Consider the following 26,005-nt stretch of genomic DNA (forward strand, 5'->3'; position numbering starts at 1 on the left):
TTAAACCTGTTCTCAATGGTTTTGCATATGCAAAATAATTCATATACACGCTTATCACATCAAGCCATAAAGGTGCTTCAATATTCTTGAAAGGATGCATTTACAGATATTCCCCTAAATAAGCAATGGAATCTCCAATAATGAAAATTACTCTGTCTGCAGTTTTCCCTGATACGCCCAAAATCATACTATTATCTTCCATTGCTATTTCCTTGATTTTCAATGTTAATATTTCGCAGATTCTGCAGCCAGACTCCCAGAGCAATGAAATCGATGCCTTATACTTTATGGATTTTGAATTGCTGGTAATCCTGTTATATTCACCTAAAGTAAGCATGTCTTTTCTCTATTTTTCCTTATTTTTCTCCATCTCCATACTTCCTTGAATTTTAAATCATCATGAAATTCCCATTTATAAAATTTATAAAATGTTTGCTTTCTATGGTAGCCGGTGCATTGGCCTTTTCCCAAAAGATTCTAATGCACTCTTTAATCCATCAGGAGAAGGACCTAAAAATTTATCTTTCAGGGCTTCGTCCATGGCTTGAGGCTTTAAAACATAAATGATTATCATGGATTCGCTAAGAGATTTTTCATATCACAAAAAAGATTTTAACTGCATTGTAGTTATTTTTATTATTTGTTAATCTCCAGGTTCTCTTTAATTCTTTATCTGCACCATGATGCTAAATTTCCTGCATAGTTTTTTATTTATTCTTTATAAATGTTTATAGTGTTTTTAACTTATGGGAATATGTCAATGCTGCATTTTAAAATTCAATTGAGAAATATTATATTATTCTATCGAATAAAAAATATTATACCTATCAACTGTATTTTTAATATGGCTCAAAAATTACGTTTCTGTTAATTCGTTCAATGAAAATTGCGGGTTATATTTATTAAACCCCTTTCTTAAGTCAGTTATACTGATAAAATCAGGTATTAATTCTGCAAGCTCCACATGTTTTATAAATTGCTTATCTTCTGGATTTTTCCTTATTATTACATCGGTTCGTGCCTTGAAATCTTCAGGATCTCCAAGGACATTTACTTTTCCAGATCCCTGAACAATTATGCTTAGCATGTTTTCATCAATGTTAAAGCTTATATTATTTGTTTTCTCAATATTTTTTTCAGTAAGGGTGTTTTTTTCAAGGAAAAAAATAATTCCATGGTCAAGAGCATAATACACCTTGGATATCCATAGTTTAACACCATCACTTGCAATATTCATAAACCTGTTTTCACGTAAAAATTGAATTATATCCTCGTCCATATTTTATAATGGCACAATCCTATTTATTTATTTCAAAGCCTTAAATACAGCAATCCAGTTAAATAATATATAGCAGCATAGGCAATAAAGGATGAAAAAGCAAATGCCATCGTAAATTTTGCTGTAATTGCATCAAGAATGTTCAAATGTTTTTGTTTAATTACATCACTGCTTATTCTGAAAGCCATAGGCAATGTTATAAATGCGGCCAGAACCGGATAATACATCGGTGAAATTGCATATGCCAGGAGTATCAAAAAATATGGAACCCATAATAAAGATAAATAATATATTTCTGATCCCCGAGCTTTGAGCAAAGTTGAAACTGTTTTTATATGATTGTCAGAATCCTCTTTCATATCCCTCCAGTTGTTTCCATGAACAATATTCGCGGTTAGAATACCTATTGAAAAAGATATAAGCGTTACAGGCAAATTTATTATTCCGCCCTGAAGTATATAGCTTCCAAGCATTATGCCTGGTCCCCAGATTATGCATATTGAAAGATCTCCAAGTGCCAGCCTTTTTAACCCATACTTGGGCAAACTGTAAACTATTCCAGCAAATATTCCGAGTAAAAGAAATATTATCAATAATGTGTTTGAATATACCAGGTAAGTTCCGATAGTTCCTGAAATAGCCAGCATGGCCAGTGCCATTAGCAATGCCTTCTTTTTATCTATTATTTTATCTATGAATACTCTGGTTGACGTCATAGAGGTAAGTGTATCATTCCCTGATTTGTAATCGTAATATCCATTAATTATATTGAATGAACCCTGAGCAAGTACAACTGCTAATATGGAAAATGCAAAATAAACTATATTTATATGGATTGCCAGCACAGTTCCAAGAAGTATTGCAGCAATGCTCTGCTGAAAACTCCATGGCCTTGTGGATTTTAAGAAGGGATGCTGTTTTTCTTTTATATTATTAACCGTTTTTGGAGGATAATCTATGCCATCAATCGAAATTTTATCCGGAATAATTTTATAAATTCTGGCGAAATCATCATTTACAATTGATGTTGCTTCAGGATTTTTATAAAGTATGATGCCCCTCTCCCTGTAATTTATGCTAGCTTTGCCATCATTGTATATATGGCCAGATCCAACTAGCGATCTATGTTTTTCTGATATTTGAAAATTGACAATTCCGGAATAATTATGCTTTGAAATAAAAATAATGCCAGCATCCACTGCGTATAATTCCTCAAATTCGTTGTTAATTTTAATTTTTTTGCTTTTTAAAAGCACTCTGGTAAGACTAATTTTCCAATCCAACAGTAATCAATATCTATATATTGTATAATTATATTTATTTTGTTAATAAAAATTTTAAACGCATATTATAAAATTACATAAAGAATCACCATAAGTGTTGTTATTATCTGTATGGTAACAATTTCCCATGTTTTTGCAGCAATTTTCAACACATCATTTTTTAGCAGAACTATATGGATTATTGATATTCCCAGTGGTAGAACCATATATAAAAATAAAAGTGGATTATAAAGCTGTATAATAAATCCTGCAAGCAAGATAAAAGCATATATTTTTTTGAAGTTTTTCACTCTTAACCCATCAGGATTATCTTCAGTTATGTGATGCAGAAACCTTATTGCTGAGGCAAGCAAACCAAAAAGTATTGAAATCGATATAAGAAAATATGTTACTTTTATATTAAACAGAATTGCTGAACCAATTAAAATAAAGGGCCCAAATGATAAAAATGTTGAGAATTCACCAAACCCACGTGTATCGAGCCTGAATGGCGGCAATACATATATCAGGGAAACGAAGACCGCCAGGATTCCTATAACAATAAGGCTATAATCTCTAGATAATGCAATAATATAAAGGCCAAGAATAATAGAAATTAAGGCTGAAATAATGAATGTTTTCCTTATATTTTTTTGGTCAACATGCATTTTATAAACAAGGTAAGGCCCAACGGGAAAAAGAGTGTTGCCATTTACTACCTTTATTCCATGTTGATAATCATAAAAATCCATTGCCAGATTTAATGCCAGCTGCATTGAAAGAACTATTGCAATAAGGAAAACAAAATAAAATAAATTCTTAAAATTGTTGTATGCCCATATAAATATTACAGGTGAAACGGATGTAAAATAAAGAGGAAGTTTAAGACCTTTTACATAATCAGAAAATGAGTACATGCAGGTTCATAAGTGATTAATATAAAACTTTAATTGTCAATATAAAAAATGAATATCTTAAATGTAAATTTCTACTGCCAATGATTTCAGAATTAAATATATTTGAATTCCAGAAATAATTATGGCATGAAGAATTTTTGTCCAGTGCGATAATGCATCATTCTCCCATTCTACTTTTTTCGCATATTTTATCCAGTGCATACATATAATAAATAAATGCCAGGTAAGGAGACCTGTATGGATTGAAATATTCATGCACAGTAAAATCCTGTGGGTTTCCCATGGACATATAATATATAAGATCTGAAGTTTGAAGGTATCGCCAGATATCTTTGTTATCTGTATTTATACATTGCTTCAAACGGTTAAATGCATCATTCTGCATTTCATTTCCAAGCCATGCACTTAAATCCCTTCTGGTATCCGCCCATGATATGGTTTTATCAATGCTTACAGTTCCCATTGAAGGGATTCTGTTTTCTACTTCCCTGATATTTAATGTATTGATTCCAGAATCTCTCATGTATTTTGCCAGGTATTTAAGGAATTCAAATATGCCTGTTTCTTTTCGCTGATGTTCACCAAACGTTTCATAATCCATATAAAGGTTCATTATATCTCCATGAGACTTTTTAATCCATTCCAGATATTTATCTGCCGTAAGAGGATATTCTTTCCATGCTGTATTGGAAAATCTAAATGATATATTATCGCTCATATAGTAGTTTCTCAGGTACAGATTTATTCCGGAAGGTGCAGTATATCTGTAATTGGGATTATAATTTCGAATAATTTCATCCGTCCCTTCCCCTATAATATTTCTAAATCCCATATTCTTTGCCATTTCAGCAATCCTGTTATTGTAAATTAATTCTGTATTTCTGAATGAAACCGGGGTATAATTAAAAAGGGTTTTCAATAAGTTTACCTGCTTTTTTACCTGGTATTCGAACTCATCTTCATTCCATACTGAAGCCAGTGAATGATAATAGGTTTCACCCATCAGTTCGCACAGGCCAGACTTTACATAATCATCTATAACATCCAGAGTTTTTGGATTGTATTTCATGGCCTGTTCCATAAATGTTCCGGATAATGAAAATGTAGATCTTATTCCGTTTTCCATTAATGTCTTTGTTGCAGGTATATATGCATTTTCCGATATCCTTTTAAAAATTTCCATATTTTTCTCTTCCCAGAATATGTCTTTAGAATTTATTTTATCCTGAACCTTCAATGGTTTGAGGCGGAATGGCTGGTGCAATTCAAAGTAAAAAACTATATTTTCCATACTGTTTTGTACACCTCCATTGTTTTCATTGCTGATTTTTCCCATGTGAATGACATTCCTTCATATCTCCCATATAATGAAAGTGTGTCCATTAAACTCTTATGCTCTATAATGGAAAGCGCATATGAAGACATTACATCTGTATCCCAGTAATCGCATTTCAATGCATTGTTAATTGCTTCTCCAACACCGGTAGTTTTGCTCATTACCACCGGAGTCCCTGAAACCATGGATTCCAGTACAGTTATCCCAAAAGGCTCTGAAACAGCAGGTATTACAAAAACCTCTGATCTTTTATAATATTCTATTGCCTTATAAAAATCAATAAACCCTGTAAAAATTATTTTATCGATAAAATTATGGTCATGTGCATAATTTTTCATATCATCGAGCATATCACCGGTTCCAGCCATGGCGAATTTTACGGTTTTATCATATTGCAGTATTTTATCAGCCATTTCCATAAAGAATTTTGGCCCTTTCTGGCTGGTTATTCTCCCAAAATAAAGTATCTGCTTTTCTTTTTTATATTCCCCTGCATAAGCAGAGGCTTTAACACCGTTATATACAGTTGTTATCTTTTTTGGATCTATATTATATTTTTCAATAAGCACTCTTTTTGTCAGGTTTGAAACGGTAATTACCGCATCAGCATTTTCTGCACCTTCCTTTTCCCTTTTCATTATATCTTCCTGTGGATTGAAATTTGCTGACCTGTCATATTCTGTGCTGTGAAATGTTACAACGAGCGGTATTCCAAATTTTTTCTTTATTTCTATTCCTGACTTCATTGTTATCCAGTCATGGCAGTGAACAACAGATACGCCATCAGGCCTGAAATTTTCAACAACTTTACTGTTATAATCATCAACAGCTTCAGTAAAGTTTGTCACATGGGAATAAGAACCGCCGGCTATTCCCTTTGCAACTTTTATTTTTCTTATATTGAATGGGTAATATGGAAAATAATAGCCAAGGTCTGGCAGGTAGATATCTACAGGAATAATTCTTCCTATAATCGAAAATATATTCGATGTATGTATTCCCAGGCCGCCGGAAAAAGCTGGAGGAAGTTCCCATCCTATTACCGCCACTTTCATTGTTTTTTTCCTTCATTCAAAATTGCTTTGTGTATATCTTCATAATAAGCCCGTATTAATTCTCCATAGCTCCATGCCTGCATTATGCAGCCTTTTGGCCCCTCTGGATCAATGCCATCAAAGATCTCTGGCAGCATTTCCATAGAATACAATGGGGAAAAATATCTGTAAAGTTCACTTCCTGAATAACCATTTCTGACGCATGCCGTAATATATGGGCCAGAAAGCCATGGCCACACAGTGCCATTATGGTATGCCCTGTCCCTGGCATATTGATTTCCAGAATATTTTCCTGCGAATTCATCACTATCTGGAGAAAGTGTTCTCAAACCATATGGCGTAACAAGCTTTTGCCTGGCTTCTTCAAGAAATCTTTTGTCATCCATGAGCGGAAATGGAAGTGAATACGCAAGCAGAAAATTTGGACGAAATGATAAATCTAAAGGGTCTATAACATCTGCTATTTGATTATTAACAATATATCTTTTATTAAATTCATCCTTAAAACCTGAAATAATATCGGCTACTTTGCCATTTATTTTCCTGTTAATTAATCCTGAGAAATACTCAAGTGATTTTAAAGCGTTATACCACAATGCATTTATTTCCACAGGTTTTCCCAGCCTTGGCGTGAATGCTTTATTTCCTGTTTTTGCATCCATCCAGGTCATTTGTGCATTTTTAACAACTATAAATTTATGGTCAAGGGAAAAGTCCTCATTGCCATTTATATATGAATTGACAAGAGATTCCAGCTTACAATATAAGGATGCAATAAAATTTTTGTCATGTGAATATTTATAATATTTGTAAAGGGCATAAATAAACCATAATGATGCATCAGCGGATCTTTGAAACTGTTGATTGTATGAATTGTTCGGAATAATGTTTCCTTTCATGCTGTTTGCATATTTTGTTAAAATTTTACGGGCCATTTCGAAATTTTTATTTATAAGAATTAAGCCCGGCATAGAAATAAATGTATCACGCGCCCATGGGCCAAACCAGTGGAAGCCGGCGATAAAATCATCTTTTAAAAGGAATGCTGAAGAATTTCTCAACATTCTATTGATATCATGGTCTTTCCTTCTGTTTATTCCTCTCATTTTCAGTTTTTTCATAATTTCAGGAAAAGTTAAATTATTATTTTCTTCTGCTGTGATTATAATATCAAGAGGATTTTCTATATTTTCAGCAGTTATAATTCCCGGCATGTAGAGGTTTTCCATGCTATTTGTGCCTCTTTCTTCCTCAACCGGATACCTGAAATTATAATACCAGTAACTCTTGTTGATAAATTTTCCAAACTTCGAAATTTTTATTTTAAATTTTCCGTCAGTGAAATCATAAGAATCAACGCTTTCATCATATGCAAAGGTTTTATCAGTTCCTTCTAATGTATTGTGGAAATTCCTGAAAGCCAGAAGCGGATAAAAATTTATCTTTTCCGGAATTCTGTTAAGAAATTTATACCGTATTGCAATGGTATCGGAATCAGGATCCATTACAACAGATTTTTTCAATAAATTTCCATCCATATTGAAAGTTACTTCTGGAAAAGGCAGTATGGAATATCCCTGCATATGCGCGTACCCCTCTGGCCATATGGCACCTTCATAATAATTTGTATCAGGCATGTACTGTTTTCCAGAAAAAAACATTTCTTCAGAAATTTTTGAAAGCAGAACATAACGGTTATATGTTTTCGGATCTGACCTTACCAGTAACCCATGATAGGTTCTTGTATTTGCAAATGAAACTGTTGATGAAGAAAATGAACCGCTGGAATTGGTAATCAGCCACTCAGTGTTAAAATCCATATAAAAACAATGTATTTTAGTTAATAAGGTTTTTTAATGCAATCAATTTCACTCCATTTCTATCCTGAAAAACAAAAAATAATTGAATTCATCCTATAATATGATTTTTTTTGCCCGTTATTTCCTATTTTAAAGTGCATTGTTGCAATTATTTTAAAATCTAAACAATGACTCATGTCTTAATCTGCATTCAATAAAATATCCAATTTTCCTGGCATATCTCTGCTCATAATAAGGATAATCCATATAACGTAGCATAATATGTATTAATATTCTATGAAGTTATTAAAATTTAAGAATATTGAAAATAAATGGAATAACAAAAATTAATAATTATTGCAAAAAATAGGAGAGTTTGGGTTTAAAAATTCAATGGCACATAGTAATGATACAAAACGTTTTATCCTGAATATACTATTCTCTTATATGGTAAGGTACCTCCCGCTGGGAAATGGTAAAATGCTTTTAACCTTTGATGAAGATTATAGAATTGTGGATTTTTATTTTTCGAAATATGCGTCTGAAAATCATTCTGCAGGACACCCCTTCAGATATGGCATTTCGGTAGATAACGATTTTAAATGGATCGATAAAAGCCATATCAGGGCCATGGACTATTTTGATCATACCATGGTAAGCACTGTAACTTTTTCATATGGCGGGTTAGAGTTCGAAAACAGGGATTTAGTGGATATTTATGATAATATATACGTAAGGCGCATCAGCGTTTTAAACAGCAGTGAATCAAAAAAGAATTTAAAATTATTTTTCCACCAGAATTTTTACATTTATGGGAATGATATAGGAGATACTGCTGCCTTTTATCCAGAATTTAATGGAATTCTGCATTATAAAGAAAACAGGTATTTCCTTGCATCGACACTGGATCAGAATGGCAATTCCCTTGACCAGTATGCAACAGGAGTTAAAGATATTGGAAATCTTAAAGGAACCTGGAAGGATGCGGAAGATAATAATTTATCAATGAATCCTGTATCAATCGGATCGGTCGATTCGGTTATACGCCATTCCGTTGATATTGAAACAAATAATAAATTCTACTTATATTACTATATCATAGCAGGCGAAAGCTATAAAGACATTGCTAACATTAGAAATCAGATAAACCTTGACTTTTTAACAAAAATTACAAGAAGGGTTGCCAATTACTGGGAACTCTGGTCATCGAAAGTTTCTCCCAATATGGATCCGGAGACCAATGCCATATTCCGTAGATCCCTGTTTATTGTAAGAAGCCATGCAAATTCCCTAGGTTCCATTGCCGCATCCTGCGACAGCGAGATATTGAAATTCAGCCATGATGGATATTACTATATGTGGCCCAGAGATGCATCAATATCCGCATATGCACTGAGCATAGCTGGACATTCACAAACTGCCAGAAAATTCTTTACCTTACTGGCATCATTGATTTCAGAAAAAGGATTCATGCAGCATAAATATAATATGGATGGAAAGCTGGCGAGCAGCTGGCTTCCACACACCATGAATGGAAAGGAAATATATCCAATTCAGGAGGATGAAACTGCACTGGTAATATGGGTGCTCTGGGAATATTTCAGCAAATACAATGACATAGGATTTACAGCACCATTTTATGAAAGCCTGATTATTAAAGCAGCTGATTTTATGGCTGATTTTGTAAATGATGATGGCCTTCCAAGGGAATCATTTGACCTCTGGGAAGAGCGATACGGCATACATGCATATACAGTTGCCACAACTTATGCTGCACTCAAGGCTGCAGCTAATTTCGCAAATGTTTTTGGGGAACAGCAACTTTCAATAAAATATTCTGATGCGGCAGATCGCATGGCAAGGGCATTTGATGATAAATTTTATTCTGAAGAAACTGGAAGGTATGCAAGGGCAATTATAAACGGAAAACCTGATTTTACGATTGACAGCGCCCTATCTTCTATTTTTATGTTCGGCATGAAGAATCCCACTGATTCCAGGGTAAATTCAACAATGGAAGCCATTATGGAAAACTTATGGGTTAACAATGTTGGGGGCATCGCCAGATACCAGAACGATAATTATATGCGAGTTAAGGAAGATAATAAAATACCGGGAAATCCATGGATAATCACAACGCTGTGGATGGCACGTTACTACATGAGAACTGGAGATATGGAAAAAGCATGGTCATTAATAGAATGGGTTAAATCACACAGGCAGATTTCGGGAGTTTTTTCAGAGCAGATAAATCCATACACCGGTGAACCGCAATCTGTTTCGCCTCTTGTCTGGAGCAATGCTGAATTCATCATAACACTTCTAGAATATTCATCATATTCACAAAAATAGAATTTTATATTTAATATAATAAATGATATAATTTATAAGAAACATCAATGTTTTATAATTTGAAGATATTAATAATTATGGGAAAACTTGATAATAAAATAGTACTGATTACAGGATCTTCAAGAGGCCTGGGCAGGGCTATTGCAGTTAAGCTGGCATCGGAAGGGGCAAGAATAGCAATAAATTACAATAAAGATAGAAGATCTGCAGAGGAATTAAGGGAAAAACTTAAAGGTTCAGAAATATTTCAGGCAGATGTTTCTAGCCACAATTCTGTAAAGGCAATGGTAAATGAAATACACAGAAAAATGGGAACAATAGACATATTGGTGAATAATGCAGGGATACTGAGCACATTCTCATGGGACGATTTTGATGATGAAAAGGTTAAAAAAATATTTGACATAAACCTCATGGGAGCTATTTACACAACTAAAGAATGCATTGAAGATTTAAGAAAACAGCACGGAATAATAATAAATATGGCATCCAATGCAGGCGTTGGCACTGCAGCAAAGAATACAACCTTTTATTCAATAACAAAGGCAGGAATTGTTATGCTCACCAAAAGGCTTGCATTTGACCTGATGGATGACCATGTGCGAGTAAATGCAATTGCTCCAGGATGGATCGAATCTGACATGACAATTGGAAACAAGAGTGAAGACGAAATAGGAAAATTAAGGGAATCATTCAGGGCCAGAACAGAGTTAAACATGACCGGGAAACCTGAAAATATAGGAGATGCAGCACTGTTTCTGGCATCATCAGAATCGGAATACATGAATGGCCAGGTTCTTGTTATAGACGGTGGAAGAATAGACAATTTAACACATAGTTTATAATCAAACTAAATATCCAAGAACAAAGCCGATGCCAGGGGATAATACCCATGTCATTATTATTATAAAAAACGGCTTCATATAAATTGCCTTATACTTATAGGATATGCCAACCCCAAAAACGCTGGAAGTAAGTGTCTGCGTATTTGATAATGGAACTGCAAAGAAAGTTGCAATTTCCACAAGCAGTGAAGATACTATAAGAGAGACCAGAGCATTGGAATATCTCATTGAATACATTTCTTCACCAACCCTTTTAATCACGCCGCTGCTCAGGAAAAATGACCCTGCAAATATAGCAACTGCCATTACAGACACTGTCAATAAATTGAAACCTTCTACATTTGCTATGAATCCCAGTGTATTTGCCCCAAGAGTGAATGCAGTCAGAAATGACGCAATTATAATAAGGAATTTCAGCCATATGGCAACATTCCAGACATTTTTAAAATTTCTGTGGAAAATGCCCTTTTCTGCTGCATATGAAACTATTATGGATATTACAGGAGCCATAATCCAGAATGCCACCATAAGCAATACAAATTTTTCATCAATAGCATACCCTATTTTGACATCTATTCCTATTGCAGTTCCTGCAAGTGCCATGGTCAATGATAAGGGAGCTCTCCCAATATTTGCTGCAAGAAAAATCAGAAATGAAACCAGAAATGCATATGTTATGTAAAAATACGAATGGGGCACTAAAGATAAAGCAGCACCGTGAAGCAATCTGCCTTCAATAACAAGCCCAAGGAAAAACCCTGTTGAACCTATTATTATTCCAGCGTATCTGCTAACGATTCTTGATCCTATCAGTGTACCAACAGCTGCGGAAAGATTGTTCCCGGAAACAAGCAATGTTAGCAGAAATGTCAGTATAATGGAAAAAATAAATAAAATCAACTGGTCACCGCAAGCATTATGGTAAAGACAAGATCCGATATATCCTCGCAGTCATCAAGAAGATCGTCAAGCTTGTGTGCCAGTGTGTTTAAATGCTCAAATACCAGGTAAGACATTTTTGTTGAATTCTGGTATGTATAATCTATTACATTGTCCTTAATTTCATCTACCTGTTCTTCTATTGCTTCTATGTTTCTCCTGTCTGCCCTCATTTTTGAGAGATCATTTTCGTTAAGAATTTTATGCACATATTCCAGTGCATTTTTGTTTGCATTCAGAATTGATATAAATTCAAGGTATGAATGATCCCTGACAGCTTTTTCTGAATCGGTCATCGAATATTTAACATTAAATCTATTTATTTCCCTGCTTGTAAAGTATGTTTTATCAAGTATATCATCGCATTTCTCAATTAAACTTAGCATATTATCCATGAGGCTGGAGCTTATGGCACCGCTGGTAACTTCGTGCCTGAAATCTATGTCCATTTCATCTCCCTCTTTCTCTGCGGTTCTTATTAATTCATTATACTTTTCCAGATCAGCAGGTGCGGCCTTTAACATTAATATAAGATTTGAAGAGCTTTCAATTCCCATTACCGGATATTCAGAAAGTCTTGAAAGAAGATTTTTTTCACCAACTACAAGTAGCTTCTTTAAAAAATTATAATTTACCATAGAAACGTATAAAAAATTGGTATAAATACTTTAAAGTTTTATGCCCTTGAAAGCATGCTGAGGGAAGAAATTTCTTTCTCGCTTTCTATTCCCCATTTCTTTACCTTATCTATATCCACACCATTCTTCTTTGCAATTCTCTCAACAACTTTTAGCATTAACTCACCGCCAACACTCAATATTGTCCCGGTTCCAGCCCTTGCAAATATATTTCCATGCGTATCTCTGAATCCATCCCTGGTAGCCATCTTTGCCAAATGCCTGTATGATGCATAATAAACTCCCAGCTGCACAGGATTAAGCATTGAATTAAGGCTCCTGGATTTTATTCTGCCGAGAGGAACATTAACTAATGGTGTAACAGTAAATTCGAATGGCTTTCCTTCAACATATGAATGGCTTAGCTGATTTATCATGGCAATTGAATCCCAGTTATCCTCATCTGTTTCCTCATTCTGCCCTACCTGTATGGTAAATGCTGATCTCCAGTAATACTTTGTTTCGTTGTAAACACCTTCCCATACAATGTCACGGAATGAACCATCAGCACCAATTCTAAGCGGCATTGTCTTATTTGGCATATGCTTCAGTGCAAGTGAATCACTGCCTGTTTCAACTCCAGTCTGAATACCAATCCAGTTGTCAGGGCCTGCTTTTAATATCTCGCTTAAATGTTTAATTAAGTCAGGGAAAGCTGCAGGTATTGAAATTCTTCCATGTGTTGGATTTGAACCTGTTACTCCCTTTATGGACATGACAGTTTTCATCAGATCTACCAGCTCATCTTCATTAGGGGTAAACATTTTTTCATGCTTGTATTCAAATATTTCATCTGAATGAAGCCATGCATGGTCATTGCCACCATTAACATTTACCTCTATTTCCCTTTTAATTCTATCCAGTGGATAATACCTTAAAGGCCTCAATGTAACTTCGCAGAAATCGCAACCAACACCGCAACCTCTCATAACCTCTACCATGCCTTTTGAAGCAGGTTTTACAATTTCCGGTATATCTTCAAGTGCAGGGTATGCCCTTATTCCTGTGCCTCTTCCAATGAAAAGTTCATCGTTTTTAATAATTCTCCTGAAATGGTCATCGTATGTGAGATAGCCTCTTGTAAACATATTTTTATCTATATTGTCAGTTGCAAGCTGCCTGAAAAGTTCCGAAATTATGTCATCAGTTTCTCCAGAAACTACATAATCAAAATTGTATTTTTCTATTTCATCCCTTAATACTGTGAATTCCCAGACTCCAGGGCCACCAATAACTAATTTTGCCTTTTTACCTTTCCTTACCTGGTTAATTCTTTCTATGAGTATATCCCATTCCCTTCTTACCCATGAATCAAGATTGCCACCAAAAAGTGCAGTGTATGACATTGTTGTTGGCCCTATGCCAAGTGGATCCATGGTTGAAACACCGATGATTTCAGTGTCATCTGTAATGAAGTTGGAAAGATAGTCCATATGGGCTACAGCAACATCCTTTCTGGGATTGTCCCTTAGCAATCCCGCCTCAATCTTTCTTATTGCATATGGTGCATACTTTGTCTCACCGTTCGGCAATGCTTCAGGTGCAGGCCCTCTTAAAAATCTGTAAACTCTTGCAGGCACCTTATCTCCTGGTGCACATGGGAGGAAATCCAGCAAAGGAAAATTTCTATAGTCGTAACTCAATGTTGAATCCGAAACCAAAACGTATTTCGTCATATGAAAAATCCTATAGAATTATTGTTTATAAACATTATCATATACTGAATTTTATATATAAATTAGCGTATGAAATTGCTGTAGATGCATGTGTTGGTAATTACATGGGAAAATAACTAAAGAATTATTGACATTATAAAAGCTGAATAAAATTTTTCATTATATAGAAACGAATCTTTCTCAATGCCGGTTATGGAAAATCCATTTCTTTCCAGAATAATTATTGATGGTATATTTTCAGTCAATACCTTTGTATGCAGGCTATGCAATTTCAGCATATCTCGTGCGAAATTAACAGTAAGTTCCAATGCTTTACTTCCGATTCCTTTATTTCTATATTTTTTTCCTATCCAGTAGCCTATGTGTGACCTTGAATTCTCATAATCAATGTCTGACAATCCGATAACTCCTGCAAAATTATTATCATAAAATATATAAAAATCCATTGCAAATATTTCCCCTTCAATTTCTCTGTTCTTTTCAATAAATTCCCTTGCATCTTCTTCCGTGTATGGATAATTAAATCCATGGTTCATAAGATCAAACCCAAGTTCAGAATCATTTGCACATTCTATAAATTCATTGATATGGCCTATTGGGAAATTTGTGGTGATCAATATTTTGCCTGAATTAACTGTATAACCATTCATCCATGCCTTTATATAAATAATATATATTTATTTTAAGTTTTAACATGAAAATAAAATATATCTTATCCCGAATTGAGTTCCTATATAAACATTATAATATAGAAAAGAGAGTTAAAGAAAAAGTGAAGTTGAACGATAAAAAAATAAAATATTTAAAACATAAAAATATTTTTATTGCATTTATAATATGGATTAATGGAAGAATGTGGAATAGACGAGGCAGGCCGCGGCCCTTTAATAGGCCCAATGGTAATGGCAATACTCTGCGGTGAGAGCAAAACATTAAAAACCCTTGGTGTTGCAGATTCAAAAAAATTATCTCCTCAAAGGCGTGAGAGTTTATTTATTAAATTAAAGGATTTTAATTACAATTATGTTGTTATATCTCCTTCTGAAATAGACAAATATGTCATGGGCCAAAGATTGAATGAGCTTGAAGAGCTTTATGCATCGAAACTTGCATCAATGGCCCCTGAAAACCATGTTATATACATTGACAGCTTCGATGTAAATGAAGAAAGGCTGCAAATAAAGCTTGAAAAAAATACAGGCAGAAAAATTATCTGCAGGCATAAAGCAGACGAAATCTATCCCCCTGTATCTGCAGCATCGATAATAGCAAAGGTAACAAGAGACCACGAAATAGAAAAATTGCATGATGAATATGGCGATTTTGGATCTGGATACCCATCAGATTCCAGAACCGTAAATTTTGTTGAAGATGCGTTAAAAAATGGAATAAATATAGATAAAATAGTTCGGCACCAGTGGAAAACCTGGAAAAATATGTTAAATAAAAAACTGAAATACTAAAAAATAATAAATAAGGTATGCCATTCAGTAGTAATGAATGTTACTGCAGTTATCCCCACAATCAATGAAGAGGGTACTATTGGTTCTGTTATTGACGGATTGCTAAAAGCCGTTGAAGGCATTGAAATTATCGTTGTTGATACAAATTCTACAGATAGAACAAGGGAAATTGCCCGGGCAAGGGGAGCAACTGTAATAAATGAAACCAGAAAGGGCTATGGCATAGCATACAAAACCGGATTAAATCTTGCTAAAGGGGACATAATTGTGTGCATGGATGGTGATAATACATATCCAACTGATATAGTAAAACCACTTCTGGATATCTTACAGATGGACGAAATCAATTTTATTTCCTGCGACCGAATGACTCTCAGAACACAGCATAACTATACATCATTGCACTATATAGGTAACAGTGTTTTGAATTTTGCAATGAGAATATTGTTTAAAATTAATTTAAACGATTCACAGAGCGGCATGTGGATTTTTTATAAGGAATTCTATAATAAAATGAAAAACCTCAGCAACGGGATGTCATTTTCCGAGGATATAAAAATTGATGCTGTAAGGCTTGGAAAGCTAATAGAAGTGCCTATAAAATACGGAATAAGGATAAGCAAGCCAAAGCTAAAAACGTGGAATGATGGTTTTATGAATCTTTTCCATCTATTTGTAAAGCGTATTCAGGATTGAGATTTTATAACCTTTTTTGAATAAACTATATCGGGAGGTTTTGCAAATACTATTATCAGCAATCCAGATAAAACTATTATAGCTGAAAGTATGAAATCAAAAGAATAACTGATATCAAATGCTATGAAGCCTGATAAACCTGCACCAATTATTTGGCCAACACCATTTAATGAGTTATAATAGCCAATTACTTTTCCCCGTATGTTGGCAGTGGCCATATTGGAAATGCTTGTAATTTCACTGATGCTGATGAAGCTCCAGAGAGCTCCAAAGACGCCATACATTATGATAAAGAGCAAAAGATAGCCTGCAGTATCAAATACAAAGAATGAAAGTATGCCCATGGCCAGAAAAAGAACTATTCTTATGAATGTAAATATTGAAAGCATCCTGTTTGACCCTATATAATTAATGAATTTTCCCGCAGGTATAAATGTAGCAGCTGAGAATAAGCTATTAAGCAAATACATAATATAAATATCATTTTCGCTTGCATTCATTTTCTTGATGACAAATACAGGATATGGTACAAAAAACAGCTGAAAACCCATCATCAGGATCAGTGTTGTTATTAAATACAGCCTTAAATGATCAGGTATCTTAATTTTATTTTCCTTTCCCGGTATATGAATAATATGCGTTGGGAAATATCTAATTCTTTCAATAACATGCGTGGCAAATATAAACCCAATCTTCTGCCTCTTTATTTGCTTGCTTGGCTCTTTTAAAACAATTATTGAAATAATTCCAGCAGCCAGGTAAAACCCTGCTGCAATGACATAGAGGTCCGGCATTAATTCACGCCCCATGCCTGAAAAGAATGTTAATATCAGAACACCAGCGGCAAGGCCAAGCACTGTTCCAATGGCACTGTAACTGTTGAATTTTCCCATTACCTTTGACCATGACGATTTGTCAGAATTTTCAAGTATGAGCAATGTGGAAACAGGCACACTGGCCATTGCCACTATCTGAAACAGAATAAGCATGGTGATGTAAGAGGGCATAGTATGTACCATTAACACCATAAGAAGGGATAAAAATGCGCCTACAAAACCAATAACAATGAATATTTTTCTTCTTTTTATTTTATCCGAAAGGTTTCCCCAGAATATCAGTGCAGGAACGGACGCAACAGAGGCAATGGAAGAAACAAGGCCCACGTACTCAACGTTGCTTTTCAGGTAAAATACTATAAATAAGGGAATTAAAGGTGTTGTTAATCCCGCAGCAATGTTAGAAAAAATATAGCCAATGAACCATTTATTGTCCGTCAAATCACTTAAGCCACGTAAGTAAATAAATATATATTTATTTTCCGTTTTGGATTAAATATGTGAAAATATTAAAACATAATTTCTGCATAAATGAATAGATAATTATACAATTTAACAATACAAATTAATGGAAAAGTTCACTCCCAGGGAATGGCAGGATGCACTGATAAGCACTGTATCAAAAAACCTGGAGGAAAAGAATAAGGTAGCAATAGAAGCACCTACAGGATCAGGGAAAACCAGTTTTGTTCTATATCTAGCTTTTATAACAGGCAAGAAATTAATATATTTAACCAGAACACATAATGAGTTTACAAGGCTTTATGAGGATAACCAGAAATATTTTAATTTGCCGGTATTATACATGTTTGGGAAAAGCAAACTATGTCCTTTAAAGGAAAGATGGTATGAATCTGAGGATGATGGGCAGAAAAATGTATGCAAGGGCTGCCCATTGAAGGAAAAAACAATAAAGCTCGATTTAAAAAATATACATTCTCCTGAAATTTTTCTTCAGGACATGGAGGAAGATTCTACTGATAAAATCAGAAAGGATGTAAATTCCCGGGCACTTGCAAGGGATACTAAAGGAGAGCTTGTTGCAATAGACAAGGATAAAATGGTTTCATACTGCCCATATTACTCCGCAAGGTCAAGCATGCCTGAGGCACAGGTCATAGCAATGACCTACAATTATTTATTAAATCCATCAATAAGGTTCAATGTCTTTCACGGTACAGAGGGAGAGGAAATGCTGGATCTCAATGATTCTTATATAATTTTTGATGAAGCACATAATCTTGATTCAGTAATAGAAAATTTTGGAAGAAATTTAAGCATAAAAACAGTGGAAAAAGCTTTAGATTCCCTTGTAAAAGAATTTCCACTGGACAAATACAATAACTATGAAAGGGTCGAAGCAAACCTGATTCTTGAAAAGCTTTTAACAAATATGAGCTCTACAAAGCCAACAAATGATTTAAAGGAATTTAAATTCTCCAATGATTTTATATCAAAGATGGAGAACCTTGAATCGATAAACACATTCAGTGAAGAATTTGAAGAACGGAATGAAAAGCGGGCAGTAAAAAAGAGGACAAGAAATTATCTTGAAAATGTTTATAATTTCCTTTATGACTACCAGAGAATTGAAAATGGAAATATATACTCATTTGCCAGCAACACGGAAAAAAAGGATTTAAAACTTAAATTAATGTACTATGATACTTCAAATTACTTTTCATTTTTAAAGGGCAGTGGAGTTATATTCATGTCAGGCACAATGCCTTCAGAAGACCATATTTCCAAGGTATGGAACATGGATGACGTACTTTATTTAAGGGTCGATAGCATATTCAAAAACGCTGGCGGCATAAAAAATTATAACGCTGTCAGGGGTTATACAACGCTTGGAAGATACAGGCAAAATATAGAAGAATGGGCAAATATGCTGAAGAAATATATGGAATTTTCCCTTAATGTATACTCAAAATCAGAGAAAAGCGTTCTTGTTGCAGTGCCATCATACAAAATCCTTTTTGGTGATGATTATACAAAGGTTCCTGGAATTGCAAGTTTTTTGCCGGACAGCATGAGAAGTAAATGCGTATTTGAGAACAAAAGAATTTCATATTCAACTATAGAAAGAATGGCAAATGAAGATAAAATAATGATATTTTCAGTTCATGGGGGAAAGCTGCTGGAAGGCATACAGCTTGTGAGCCACGGTGAGAGCCTTATAAGCGACGTTATAATCGCAGGATTGCCTTTAACGCCATTGGACGATTACAGAAAAGACAAAATAAAATATCTTGAAAGAATATTAAATAAAAATGCATATAATCTTCTTTACTATGAATATGCACTTATAAAAGTAAAGCAGGCTGCAGGCCGTTCTACAAGGTCTCCGGAAGACCATGCAAGCATATGGCTGTGCGATGACCGTTTTCAGGAACCTTTCTGGCAACATAATTTACTGTCAAATGAAAAATAAAAGTTATAAGCTATATTTATATCTATTATCATGGCTGTTGTAATAGAATCAACATTAAAAACAGAAAAATTGGTTAAACCCACGAATCCAGATGCCTCAAATTTTTACTTGCCTGTCAGGTCCCTGAAGTTTTCTGGGAAACTTGGAATCAGCAATGAAATTGAAATGGATGGAAGAATCTTAAAGGTCACAGGAAAAGAGGATTACTTGAATACAGAAGATCTTGCCAACCTTGAAGGCACTGCAGTAAGACTTTATTTAATGCCAGCAGGCTGCGGGCCAAACGATGGTGTTTTCTTTTCTCGGAATGCCTATAAACTGCTCGATTCATATTCTGTAATGCCCGATAAATATGAAATCAGGCTCGAAATCTTTAGCATAGGTGAAAAAACAGTAGAAGAAGATCTGGAAATTAAGCAACAATGAATATGCAAAATCATAAAATATTTATTTGAATGTGTATTGTCATAAATGCAATTCTTGCTTTTCAGGAGTTTTGAAAGGAAAATGTTAAAAGCAAAAATGCAATAACCAGAATAAGCCGCCATAGCTCAGTTGGTAGAGCACTCGGCTGTTAACCGAGCGGTCGTCGGTTCAAGCCCGACTGACGGCGTAAGGGGTTGTAGCTCAGCTAGGTAGAGCGCCTGGCTCATAACCAGGTGGTCGTCGGTTCAAACCCGGCCAGCCCCACTGATTGATTTATCATAACTTATCAAATTCTGAATATTCCATATTTTTGATTTCAAACCTTTATAAGAAGAGTATACCTCTCTATACCATTCATTGTTTATAATATACAAATAATACTTTGCTTTTATCTTTATATTGCCTTTTTAAAGTATGTAGCTAATATAAGAATTTATATTCTCCTTTTATGTCCATGCTTAAGAATTTCTTAGTTTTAATACCAGTTCTGATGCTAAAGATGATAATAGGAAAATAAAATATTCTTTAATCCTAGGAATTCTACAACATGCCACTGAAACTCCATAGAGATATGATTCTAACATTACAACTCTATACCTTTTCTACTCTGAAATACATTTAAATTATCTTTGTTTTAAAGGGAAATTCTCTGATCTGATTTTTTAAGTTTAATTTCCTCTCTGCTGCCTTTAATGTTCCATTCCTGTATGTTTTCCTTCTTTTCTATTTTGCAGAAAAGTATATATTATTTTATTCACTGTTTCTAATTGGCCCTGCATTTTTATTACCTCCTAATCTTGATTATGTAAGACCTTATCAATCTTACAGCAAATTACTTACATTACCATGAAATAATAATAGAGTCATTACCATATTTTATAGCATATATCATAATTAACATGATTATTGACTCCACTGGGAAAAGCATATCTTTCCCTGAATTAATAAGAGCAATAGAGGATTGAATAACTAAGTATTACAATAACATGAAAATTCTTGATCTATCCAAAATATAGTTATAATTTAAAGGATTGGCATTTCATTAAGGGAATGTCTTACATACATAGATAATGTTATATGTTTTTATATAAATATCTTTGAAATCAATGTTATTTTTATTATTGTTTTAAGTTAACTGGATTATTTTTGCAATTATAATTGCTTAACTGTTCCTGATTAGCACGCATGAGTGATTAAAATTAAATTGCAATATAAGCATAATATTTTTGCCAGTATTTAAATTGGGAACAGGTATGTTATATTAATATTACTATTAACATATAAGGCTGCGTATTTAAATATTCTTTAATCATTATTCTAATTAGTATAACGAATTACGGAAGTGAATACAATGATAAGCGTAACTGCATGGGAATGGATAGGAATATTCATAGGAATAGTAATAGGTGGACTTGCTGAAGCATGGGGAATTTCAAACCCGGAAGTCTTGATAAGGCTTGGAAGATGGAAGGATCGTTTGTTTGTAGGATGTATTGCAATAGCTATAGGCGCTGGGGCACTGGCATTATACGGCCTTGCTGCACTTGGAATCGGTTTCCACTGGGGAATAAAGCCTGATTATGTATTCGGCGTTGCACTTGGCGCAGCCATATTTGGAACAGGAATTGCAATATCAGGATATGTTCCGGGGACAATATGGATGGCTCTTGGTGAGGGAAGAAGAGATGCTTTATGGGCACTTTTTGGCGGATTGCTGGGAGCCGCATCATGGACAGTAATATACCAGACATCATTTGGGCAGTGGCTTGTAACATATGATAACTTTGGCCAGATATATTTTGGCGGAAAAGTGGATACAGACCTTACCGTTGGCTTTGGAATTGCAATAGCATGGGCAATAATAATGTTTGGAATATCATACCTTCTTCCAAGGTACAAAGGCGGAAAGAGCTGTGCATATAACTCATTGCACAAACTCACAAAGCTTGATCCTGAAGAAGAAAACCAGTATGTTGAAACAGCAGGAATGCTTCTTTCTGGAGCATCCATGCCCTTAGGCAAAAACAATTTGCCTGAGAAAGTAAATTACCACTGGACTGTTTCATCAAAACTATTCGGCGTTGTAATGATGTCCGTTGGAATAATAATCGGTTTAATGGTTGTTCTTGATATGTTTTTGCACCAGATATTTGGTGAATCAACAACATTTTCATGGATCGTTGCATATTTATGGCTTCCAGCAGGAGTATGGAAATACAGTACTCTTACAGTGCATACTATTGGATGGGAACCTTTCAGTGATATAGGAACATTATTTGGAGCTTTCCTTGCATCAATATTCTTCACAAGAAGATTTCAGTCATTTAACAATGTAATACCACCTTCATGGGAATCCAGATTTGGAAACAGCCAGATTAAAAGGGGAGCCGGAGCATTCTCAGGTGCATATTTAATGTTACTGGGGGCAAGAATGGCAGATGGATGTGCATCAGGCCATATATTAAGCGGTGATCTGCAAATGGCAGTAAGCAGTTTAGAGTTCTTTATAATAGTAATGATATTCCTGCTGCTTGTTTCATATATAATATACAGGAAGGTGAAATAAATGGAAAACAGATTAAACGAAAAGGACGAAATAAAACTCAATGAAGAGAGTAGGGAGAGCAAAGAACCTGAGAAAAAAAGCGAATCTGGTGTAAAGGCATTTATTATTATAATGACCGGAATCATAATAATAACAGCCGCTTTGACATCTGGAACATACAGTGGATATGATCCATCATCATACTCCGTTTCAATAACTGGATTCTTTGTCATAGTAACTATAGTCATGACATCATTGTGGTACAGAACAAAATATAACAATTATGCATACAAACCGAAGAACAAAAAATAAATTTTTTATTTCTTATATATTTTTAATAGTTTTAATGTAGAATGATATTTATGGATAATTTTTTTTATCAATTAATAATAAACTTCTATGTCAGAAAAAAATAAGGGGGCAATCATTGTTTTAATTCGTGTATTTAGAACTGACTGTGAAATTGTCAATTATATCGATTCACACTTAAAAAATACTACAGTCAAAAATTTAAAAATGATGAATGATTTTACTTTGCATTGCCTGATATTTAACAATGGAGATGAAAATACAGATGAAGTTAATGAAATTAAGGCACTGTCTCACAGTTTTTTCAGGGCAGGCAAAAACAGGATGTGGGCAGAATGCAAAAGCTGCACTGCCTGCAATTTCTTTTCAACCTATAATCTTGTTATTCTTGGAAGCATAGTTACCGGGAATAATGCCGTGCTTTATAGAATTCTGCTGCCTGGAAAAATAGAACTTAAAGCTCTTCAGAAAGAACTGGAAAACAATTCAATTAAATATCAAATTGTTGAATATTATTATAAAAATTCCATTGAATTAACTGAAAGAGAAAAATTTGTGATAAATAAGGTCTATGAAAGCAAATATTTTGAAAAGAAAAGATCATCAACATTAACCGATATAGCAAAATCAATAAATATTTCCCCTTCCAGTTTATCGGAGACAATGAGAATTTCATTGAAAAAAATAATTCAAAATTATATTGAGGAAAACTGTGATTAATTTATGCAAAATTAAACAATAAATTAAAGAAATAAAAATAAATTTAAAAGGTTAATATTGTATTTCCTTCTCTGGCTGCGTCAGCAATAACTTTTCCACCAGGTATTTTGTCACAGTCATAGTATAATAATTCCTCTTCTGTTATGTGGTAGTAATCCATTGCAACAGGGCAGGCCATAATTTTTACATTTGCCTTTTTAGCATCATCCAGCTTATTTTTGACAATTAAAGATCTTGGATCATACTTATTTAATGTTTCAATAGAACTACCTATAAATAATAATGTTACACTTTTTGCACCCATTTTTGCACCAAGCCCTGTAGCCACAATAAAAGCTTCATCCAATCTTGTGCTGTCATTTCCACTTATCAATGTTAATAAATAATCTTCTTTTCCCATATTTAAATTATTGCAACATTACGTAAATACATTATCATTAACATGTAAGGTATTGATTTTAAATGCTGTTAATAAACACAATAATAATGAATTAAATTTAGAATTTCCATTCCTTTTCCTGGAAAAATTCCAGCAAATTTACAGAATCTATATTACAGCATTCACGGGCAACTGCAGGTAAATGCCCTTTCTTTTTGGATTCCCCAGTAATTATTTTAACATTATTAATGCCATTGATAGAATGTGCGAGTGCAATGATATATGGGTCTACAACAATTCCAGTTTTACCTCTTAAGATGTTTGGGTATTTATTTGATATTTTTGTTGACAGGTCAAAAATATCGCCATCTGTTTCCCGGAAAATTTTTTTGCCTTTAATCCATGCTTTAACTTCATCATCTTGTTTATCTAATTCATATTTTACCTGAATCGGAGATAAAATGTTTCCAGAAGCAATTTCGCTTTCAAATTTTGTATATAAGCTTTCAAAAATATTTACTGGATATATATGGAACAAATCTATTAATGAGCTTGAATCTATAATGTATATCATACAGATTCCTCAAGCTTTTTAAACGTATTGTATGTGGTCGATAGATAATTTAAAGCTTGTTCTATTGTAATATTTCCTTTTTCATAATTTTCTATAACAGCACGAAGAAATGGAATACCATAGGCTGATTTCTTCAATACCTCCTGAGGAGGGCCCCCTACCCGTGCTTTACTACCTTTCACAATTTTGCTGGAATTGCTGCATTCACTTATATATGCATTATACGTATCCTTATTGATGCGTCTAATACTGTAAAGCCTGTAATATATCATGGAATAGCTGACTTTATATTTCGAGCTGATTGTTTTTACCAGTTTATCAATATCATTAATTTTATTTGTATAATAATCCAGTACATCGCTGCTTAGAAGAAAGTTTGAGGCAAATTCATTGCACCATTTTTCTATTTCATTATTTAATTCTCCTGTTTCTATATTCCTCAGGAGCAGGTGTGCGTATTCGTGGAATAATGTAAATGACCTTGCGTTAATGTCATCTTTTGAATTTACAACTATAATAAAGGGCTTACTGTCAATAAGTGAAAAACCTCTGAAATATTCAGTATCTACCGGTATTTGCATTACCAGCATATTCTTATTTTCCAGTGCACTGCGCCATTTGTTAAATGACTCATATGGTTTTTTCCACGATTTCTGTTCATCGTAGGAATAGAATTTTTTTCTTTCTATTGCAGCAACCTCTGCAGGGTCGCGCTTAATTGAATATTCATCAATTATGGGTTCTATAGATTTTTCTATATTATTATACAGTTCATTTGCTACTTCCTGCAGTTCTTTGATTCTATTAATTTTAACCATTATTTTATAAGTTAAATGTTCACTGTTTATTAATTTCCTGAAAACGTTTGATAGTGGCTTATCTTCTGGAGGCTTATCAAGCATAAATATTAATGGATCTTTTTCCACCATTTTAGCCATTTTTTGCAGCTGTACATATCTTAATTTTATTGTTCCTTTCACTATGCCATCAATAGAACTATTTTTTGCATTTATTTTCTTTGCAAGTTCCTCAAGGGAAATATTGTATGCTTCCATATAGTACTGTATTACTTTTGGATTGGCATTAACTGGGAAAGATTTCATTACATAGAAATATGCAAATGTTATAATAAAGTTTTTATCCACTTAAAATAATAAAAATTTGGCCATGTTGAAATACGGTAAATTTTTTAAAAGTTCCAGTACTGGCAAACATTAAATAGCTCATTTATAAATTTTATTTATCACTTTTAACTGCTCTTTTGAAAATAGCTGCTACACCGGTTGTAACCCATGCAATCACCAATCCAACTCCAACTCCCCTGAAATACGGATCTCCTTTAAAATAACCAATTGAAATGAATACTGCGCTTAAAATCAGTTCCAGCAATATTAATGATGTAAGCAAATGTTCCTGTAAAAGTCTCCTCCTCCAATCCGGCAAGATAATACTTTTTTTCTCCATATTTTTACCTTTTTATATATTT

At 33.9% G+C, this 26,005-nt stretch carries 26 protein-coding genes and 2 tRNA genes; 11 read left to right on the forward strand and 17 right to left on the reverse strand.

What is annotated here, in order from left to right; translation table 11 throughout:
• Positions 1-100: 100 nt before the first annotated feature.
• The 8 genes from WKI77_RS03935 to WKI77_RS03970 form a co-directional block, all read right to left on the reverse strand.
• Complete coding sequence (locus WKI77_RS03935) at positions 101-337, reverse strand: tyrosine-type recombinase/integrase (RefSeq protein WP_337860526.1); 237 nt, start codon at positions 335-337, stop codon at positions 101-103.
• 102 nt (positions 338-439) lie between these two features.
• Positions 440-574: a hypothetical protein gene (locus tag WKI77_RS03940; protein WP_337860527.1), complete on the reverse strand. Its 135-nt coding sequence runs from the start codon at positions 572-574 to the stop codon at positions 440-442.
• A gap of 282 nt (positions 575-856) precedes the next feature.
• On the reverse strand, positions 857-1,279 hold the full coding sequence (locus WKI77_RS03945) for a pyridoxamine 5'-phosphate oxidase family protein (RefSeq protein WP_337860528.1): 423 nt from the start codon (positions 1,277-1,279) through the stop codon (positions 857-859).
• A 32-nt stretch (positions 1,280-1,311) separates the two neighbouring features.
• Positions 1,312-2,562, reverse strand: a complete 1,251-nt coding sequence (locus tag WKI77_RS03950) for a prenyltransferase (protein WP_337860529.1) — start codon at positions 2,560-2,562, stop codon at positions 1,312-1,314.
• A 65-nt stretch (positions 2,563-2,627) separates the two neighbouring features.
• Positions 2,628-3,458: a prenyltransferase gene (locus WKI77_RS03955; RefSeq protein WP_337860530.1), complete on the reverse strand. Its 831-nt coding sequence runs from the start codon at positions 3,456-3,458 to the stop codon at positions 2,628-2,630.
• Between the two features lie 157 nt (positions 3,459-3,615).
• Entirely contained in the window at positions 3,616-4,749 is a 1,134-nt protein-coding gene (locus WKI77_RS03960; protein WP_337860531.1) for a glycoside hydrolase family 57 protein, read from the reverse strand.
• Positions 4,737-5,849, reverse strand: a complete 1,113-nt coding sequence (locus WKI77_RS03965) for a glycosyltransferase family 4 protein (protein ID WP_337860532.1) — start codon at positions 5,847-5,849, stop codon at positions 4,737-4,739. Before WKI77_RS03965 ends, WKI77_RS03960 begins: the two co-directional genes overlap by 13 nt.
• Entirely contained in the window at positions 5,846-7,669 is a 1,824-nt protein-coding gene (locus tag WKI77_RS03970; protein WP_337860533.1) for an amylo-alpha-1,6-glucosidase, read from the reverse strand. The genes WKI77_RS03965 and WKI77_RS03970 overlap by 4 nt, the downstream gene beginning before the upstream one ends.
• A 426-nt stretch (positions 7,670-8,095) precedes the next feature.
• Here WKI77_RS03970 and WKI77_RS03975 point away from each other — a divergent pair, with 426 nt between their 5' ends.
• Positions 8,096-10,000 carry a glycoside hydrolase family 15 protein gene (locus tag WKI77_RS03975; RefSeq protein ID WP_337860534.1) on the forward strand — a complete coding sequence of 635 codons (1,905 nt, stop codon included), beginning with the start codon at positions 8,096-8,098 and terminating at the stop codon, positions 9,998-10,000.
• A 77-nt stretch (positions 10,001-10,077) separates the two neighbouring features.
• Positions 10,078-10,845 (forward strand): SDR family oxidoreductase, encoded by a 768-nt coding sequence (locus tag WKI77_RS03980; protein ID WP_337860535.1) that lies wholly within the window; start codon positions 10,078-10,080, stop codon positions 10,843-10,845.
• Here WKI77_RS03980 and WKI77_RS03985 read toward each other — a convergent pair whose 3' ends face one another.
• The 4 genes from WKI77_RS03985 to WKI77_RS04000 all read right to left on the reverse strand — a co-directional run bounded on the left by WKI77_RS03985 (position 10,846) and on the right by WKI77_RS04000 (position 14,787).
• Positions 10,846-11,745 carry an inorganic phosphate transporter gene (locus WKI77_RS03985; protein ID WP_337860536.1) on the reverse strand — a complete coding sequence of 300 codons (900 nt, stop codon included), beginning with the start codon at positions 11,743-11,745 and terminating at the stop codon, positions 10,846-10,848. It lies immediately after the preceding gene.
• Positions 11,742-12,422, reverse strand: coding sequence for a DUF47 family protein (locus WKI77_RS03990; RefSeq protein WP_337860537.1), 681 nt, complete (start codon positions 12,420-12,422; stop codon positions 11,742-11,744). Before WKI77_RS03990 ends, WKI77_RS03985 begins: the two co-directional genes overlap by 4 nt.
• Before the next feature lie 38 nt (positions 12,423-12,460).
• Positions 12,461-14,137 (reverse strand): radical SAM protein, encoded by a 1,677-nt coding sequence (locus WKI77_RS03995; protein WP_337860538.1) that lies wholly within the window; start codon positions 14,135-14,137, stop codon positions 12,461-12,463.
• 116 nt (positions 14,138-14,253) lie between these two features.
• Positions 14,254-14,787 (reverse strand): GNAT family N-acetyltransferase, encoded by a 534-nt coding sequence (locus WKI77_RS04000; protein WP_337860539.1) that lies wholly within the window; start codon positions 14,785-14,787, stop codon positions 14,254-14,256.
• Between the two features lie 195 nt (positions 14,788-14,982).
• On the opposite strand from WKI77_RS04000, the gene rnhB reads away from it, so the two are divergent.
• Together rnhB and WKI77_RS04010 are read left to right on the forward strand one after the other, a co-directional pair.
• On the forward strand, positions 14,983-15,600 hold the full coding sequence (gene rnhB, locus WKI77_RS04005) for a ribonuclease HII (protein ID WP_337860540.1): 618 nt from the start codon (positions 14,983-14,985) through the stop codon (positions 15,598-15,600).
• Positions 15,601-15,633: 33 nt separating this feature from the next.
• Entirely contained in the window at positions 15,634-16,296 is a 663-nt protein-coding gene (locus WKI77_RS04010; protein ID WP_337860541.1) for a glycosyltransferase family 2 protein, read from the forward strand.
• On the opposite strand, the gene WKI77_RS04015 is transcribed toward WKI77_RS04010, so the two are convergent.
• Positions 16,287-17,573 (reverse strand): MFS transporter, encoded by a 1,287-nt coding sequence (locus WKI77_RS04015; RefSeq protein WP_337860542.1) that lies wholly within the window; start codon positions 17,571-17,573, stop codon positions 16,287-16,289. The two genes, WKI77_RS04010 and WKI77_RS04015, sit on opposite strands and share 10 nt — an antisense overlap.
• Positions 17,574-17,700: 127 nt before the next feature.
• Here WKI77_RS04015 and WKI77_RS04020 point away from each other — a divergent pair, with 127 nt between their 5' ends.
• From WKI77_RS04020 to WKI77_RS04050, 7 genes are all read left to right on the forward strand, one after another.
• On the forward strand, positions 17,701-19,566 hold the full coding sequence (locus tag WKI77_RS04020) for an ATP-dependent DNA helicase (protein WP_337860543.1): 1,866 nt from the start codon (positions 17,701-17,703) through the stop codon (positions 19,564-19,566).
• Positions 19,567-19,596: 30 nt separating this feature from the next.
• Positions 19,597-19,992 (forward strand): hypothetical protein, encoded by a 396-nt coding sequence (locus WKI77_RS04025; protein ID WP_337860544.1) that lies wholly within the window; start codon positions 19,597-19,599, stop codon positions 19,990-19,992.
• A 114-nt stretch (positions 19,993-20,106) separates the two neighbouring features.
• Positions 20,107-20,179: transfer RNA gene (locus tag WKI77_RS04030), tRNA-Asn, on the forward strand.
• Between the two features lie 3 nt (positions 20,180-20,182).
• Positions 20,183-20,256 (forward strand) — tRNA-Ile (locus WKI77_RS04035).
• Positions 20,257-21,343: 1,087 nt separating this feature from the next.
• Positions 21,344-22,558 carry a YeeE/YedE thiosulfate transporter family protein gene (locus WKI77_RS04040; RefSeq protein ID WP_337860545.1) on the forward strand — a complete coding sequence of 405 codons (1,215 nt, stop codon included), beginning with the start codon at positions 21,344-21,346 and terminating at the stop codon, positions 22,556-22,558.
• Entirely contained in the window at positions 22,559-22,849 is a 291-nt protein-coding gene (locus WKI77_RS04045) for a hypothetical protein (RefSeq protein ID WP_337860546.1), read from the forward strand.
• Positions 22,850-22,936: 87 nt separating this feature from the next.
• Entirely contained in the window at positions 22,937-23,566 is a 630-nt protein-coding gene (locus tag WKI77_RS04050; protein WP_337860547.1) for a helix-turn-helix domain-containing protein, read from the forward strand.
• Positions 23,567-23,609: 43 nt separating this feature from the next.
• Here WKI77_RS04050 and WKI77_RS04055 read toward each other — a convergent pair whose 3' ends face one another.
• The 4 genes from WKI77_RS04055 to WKI77_RS04070 all read right to left on the reverse strand — a co-directional run bounded on the left by WKI77_RS04055 (position 23,610) and on the right by WKI77_RS04070 (position 25,983).
• Positions 23,610-23,966, reverse strand: a complete 357-nt coding sequence (locus tag WKI77_RS04055) for a DsrE family protein (RefSeq protein WP_337860548.1) — start codon at positions 23,964-23,966, stop codon at positions 23,610-23,612.
• Between the two features lie 97 nt (positions 23,967-24,063).
• Positions 24,064-24,519 carry a DUF4411 family protein gene (locus WKI77_RS04060; RefSeq protein WP_337860549.1) on the reverse strand — a complete coding sequence of 152 codons (456 nt, stop codon included), beginning with the start codon at positions 24,517-24,519 and terminating at the stop codon, positions 24,064-24,066.
• Positions 24,516-25,622 (reverse strand): XRE family transcriptional regulator, encoded by a 1,107-nt coding sequence (locus WKI77_RS04065; RefSeq protein WP_337860550.1) that lies wholly within the window; start codon positions 25,620-25,622, stop codon positions 24,516-24,518. Before WKI77_RS04065 ends, WKI77_RS04060 begins: the two co-directional genes overlap by 4 nt.
• 133 nt (positions 25,623-25,755) lie before the next feature.
• A complete protein-coding gene (locus WKI77_RS04070; protein ID WP_337860551.1) occupies positions 25,756-25,983 on the reverse strand; it encodes a hypothetical protein in 228 nt (75 codons plus the stop codon).
• Positions 25,984-26,005 lie beyond the last annotated feature (22 nt).

The organism is Ferroplasma sp. (genome assembly GCF_037442045.1).
Classification (GTDB): Archaea; Thermoplasmatota; Thermoplasmata; order Thermoplasmatales; family Thermoplasmataceae; genus Ferroplasma.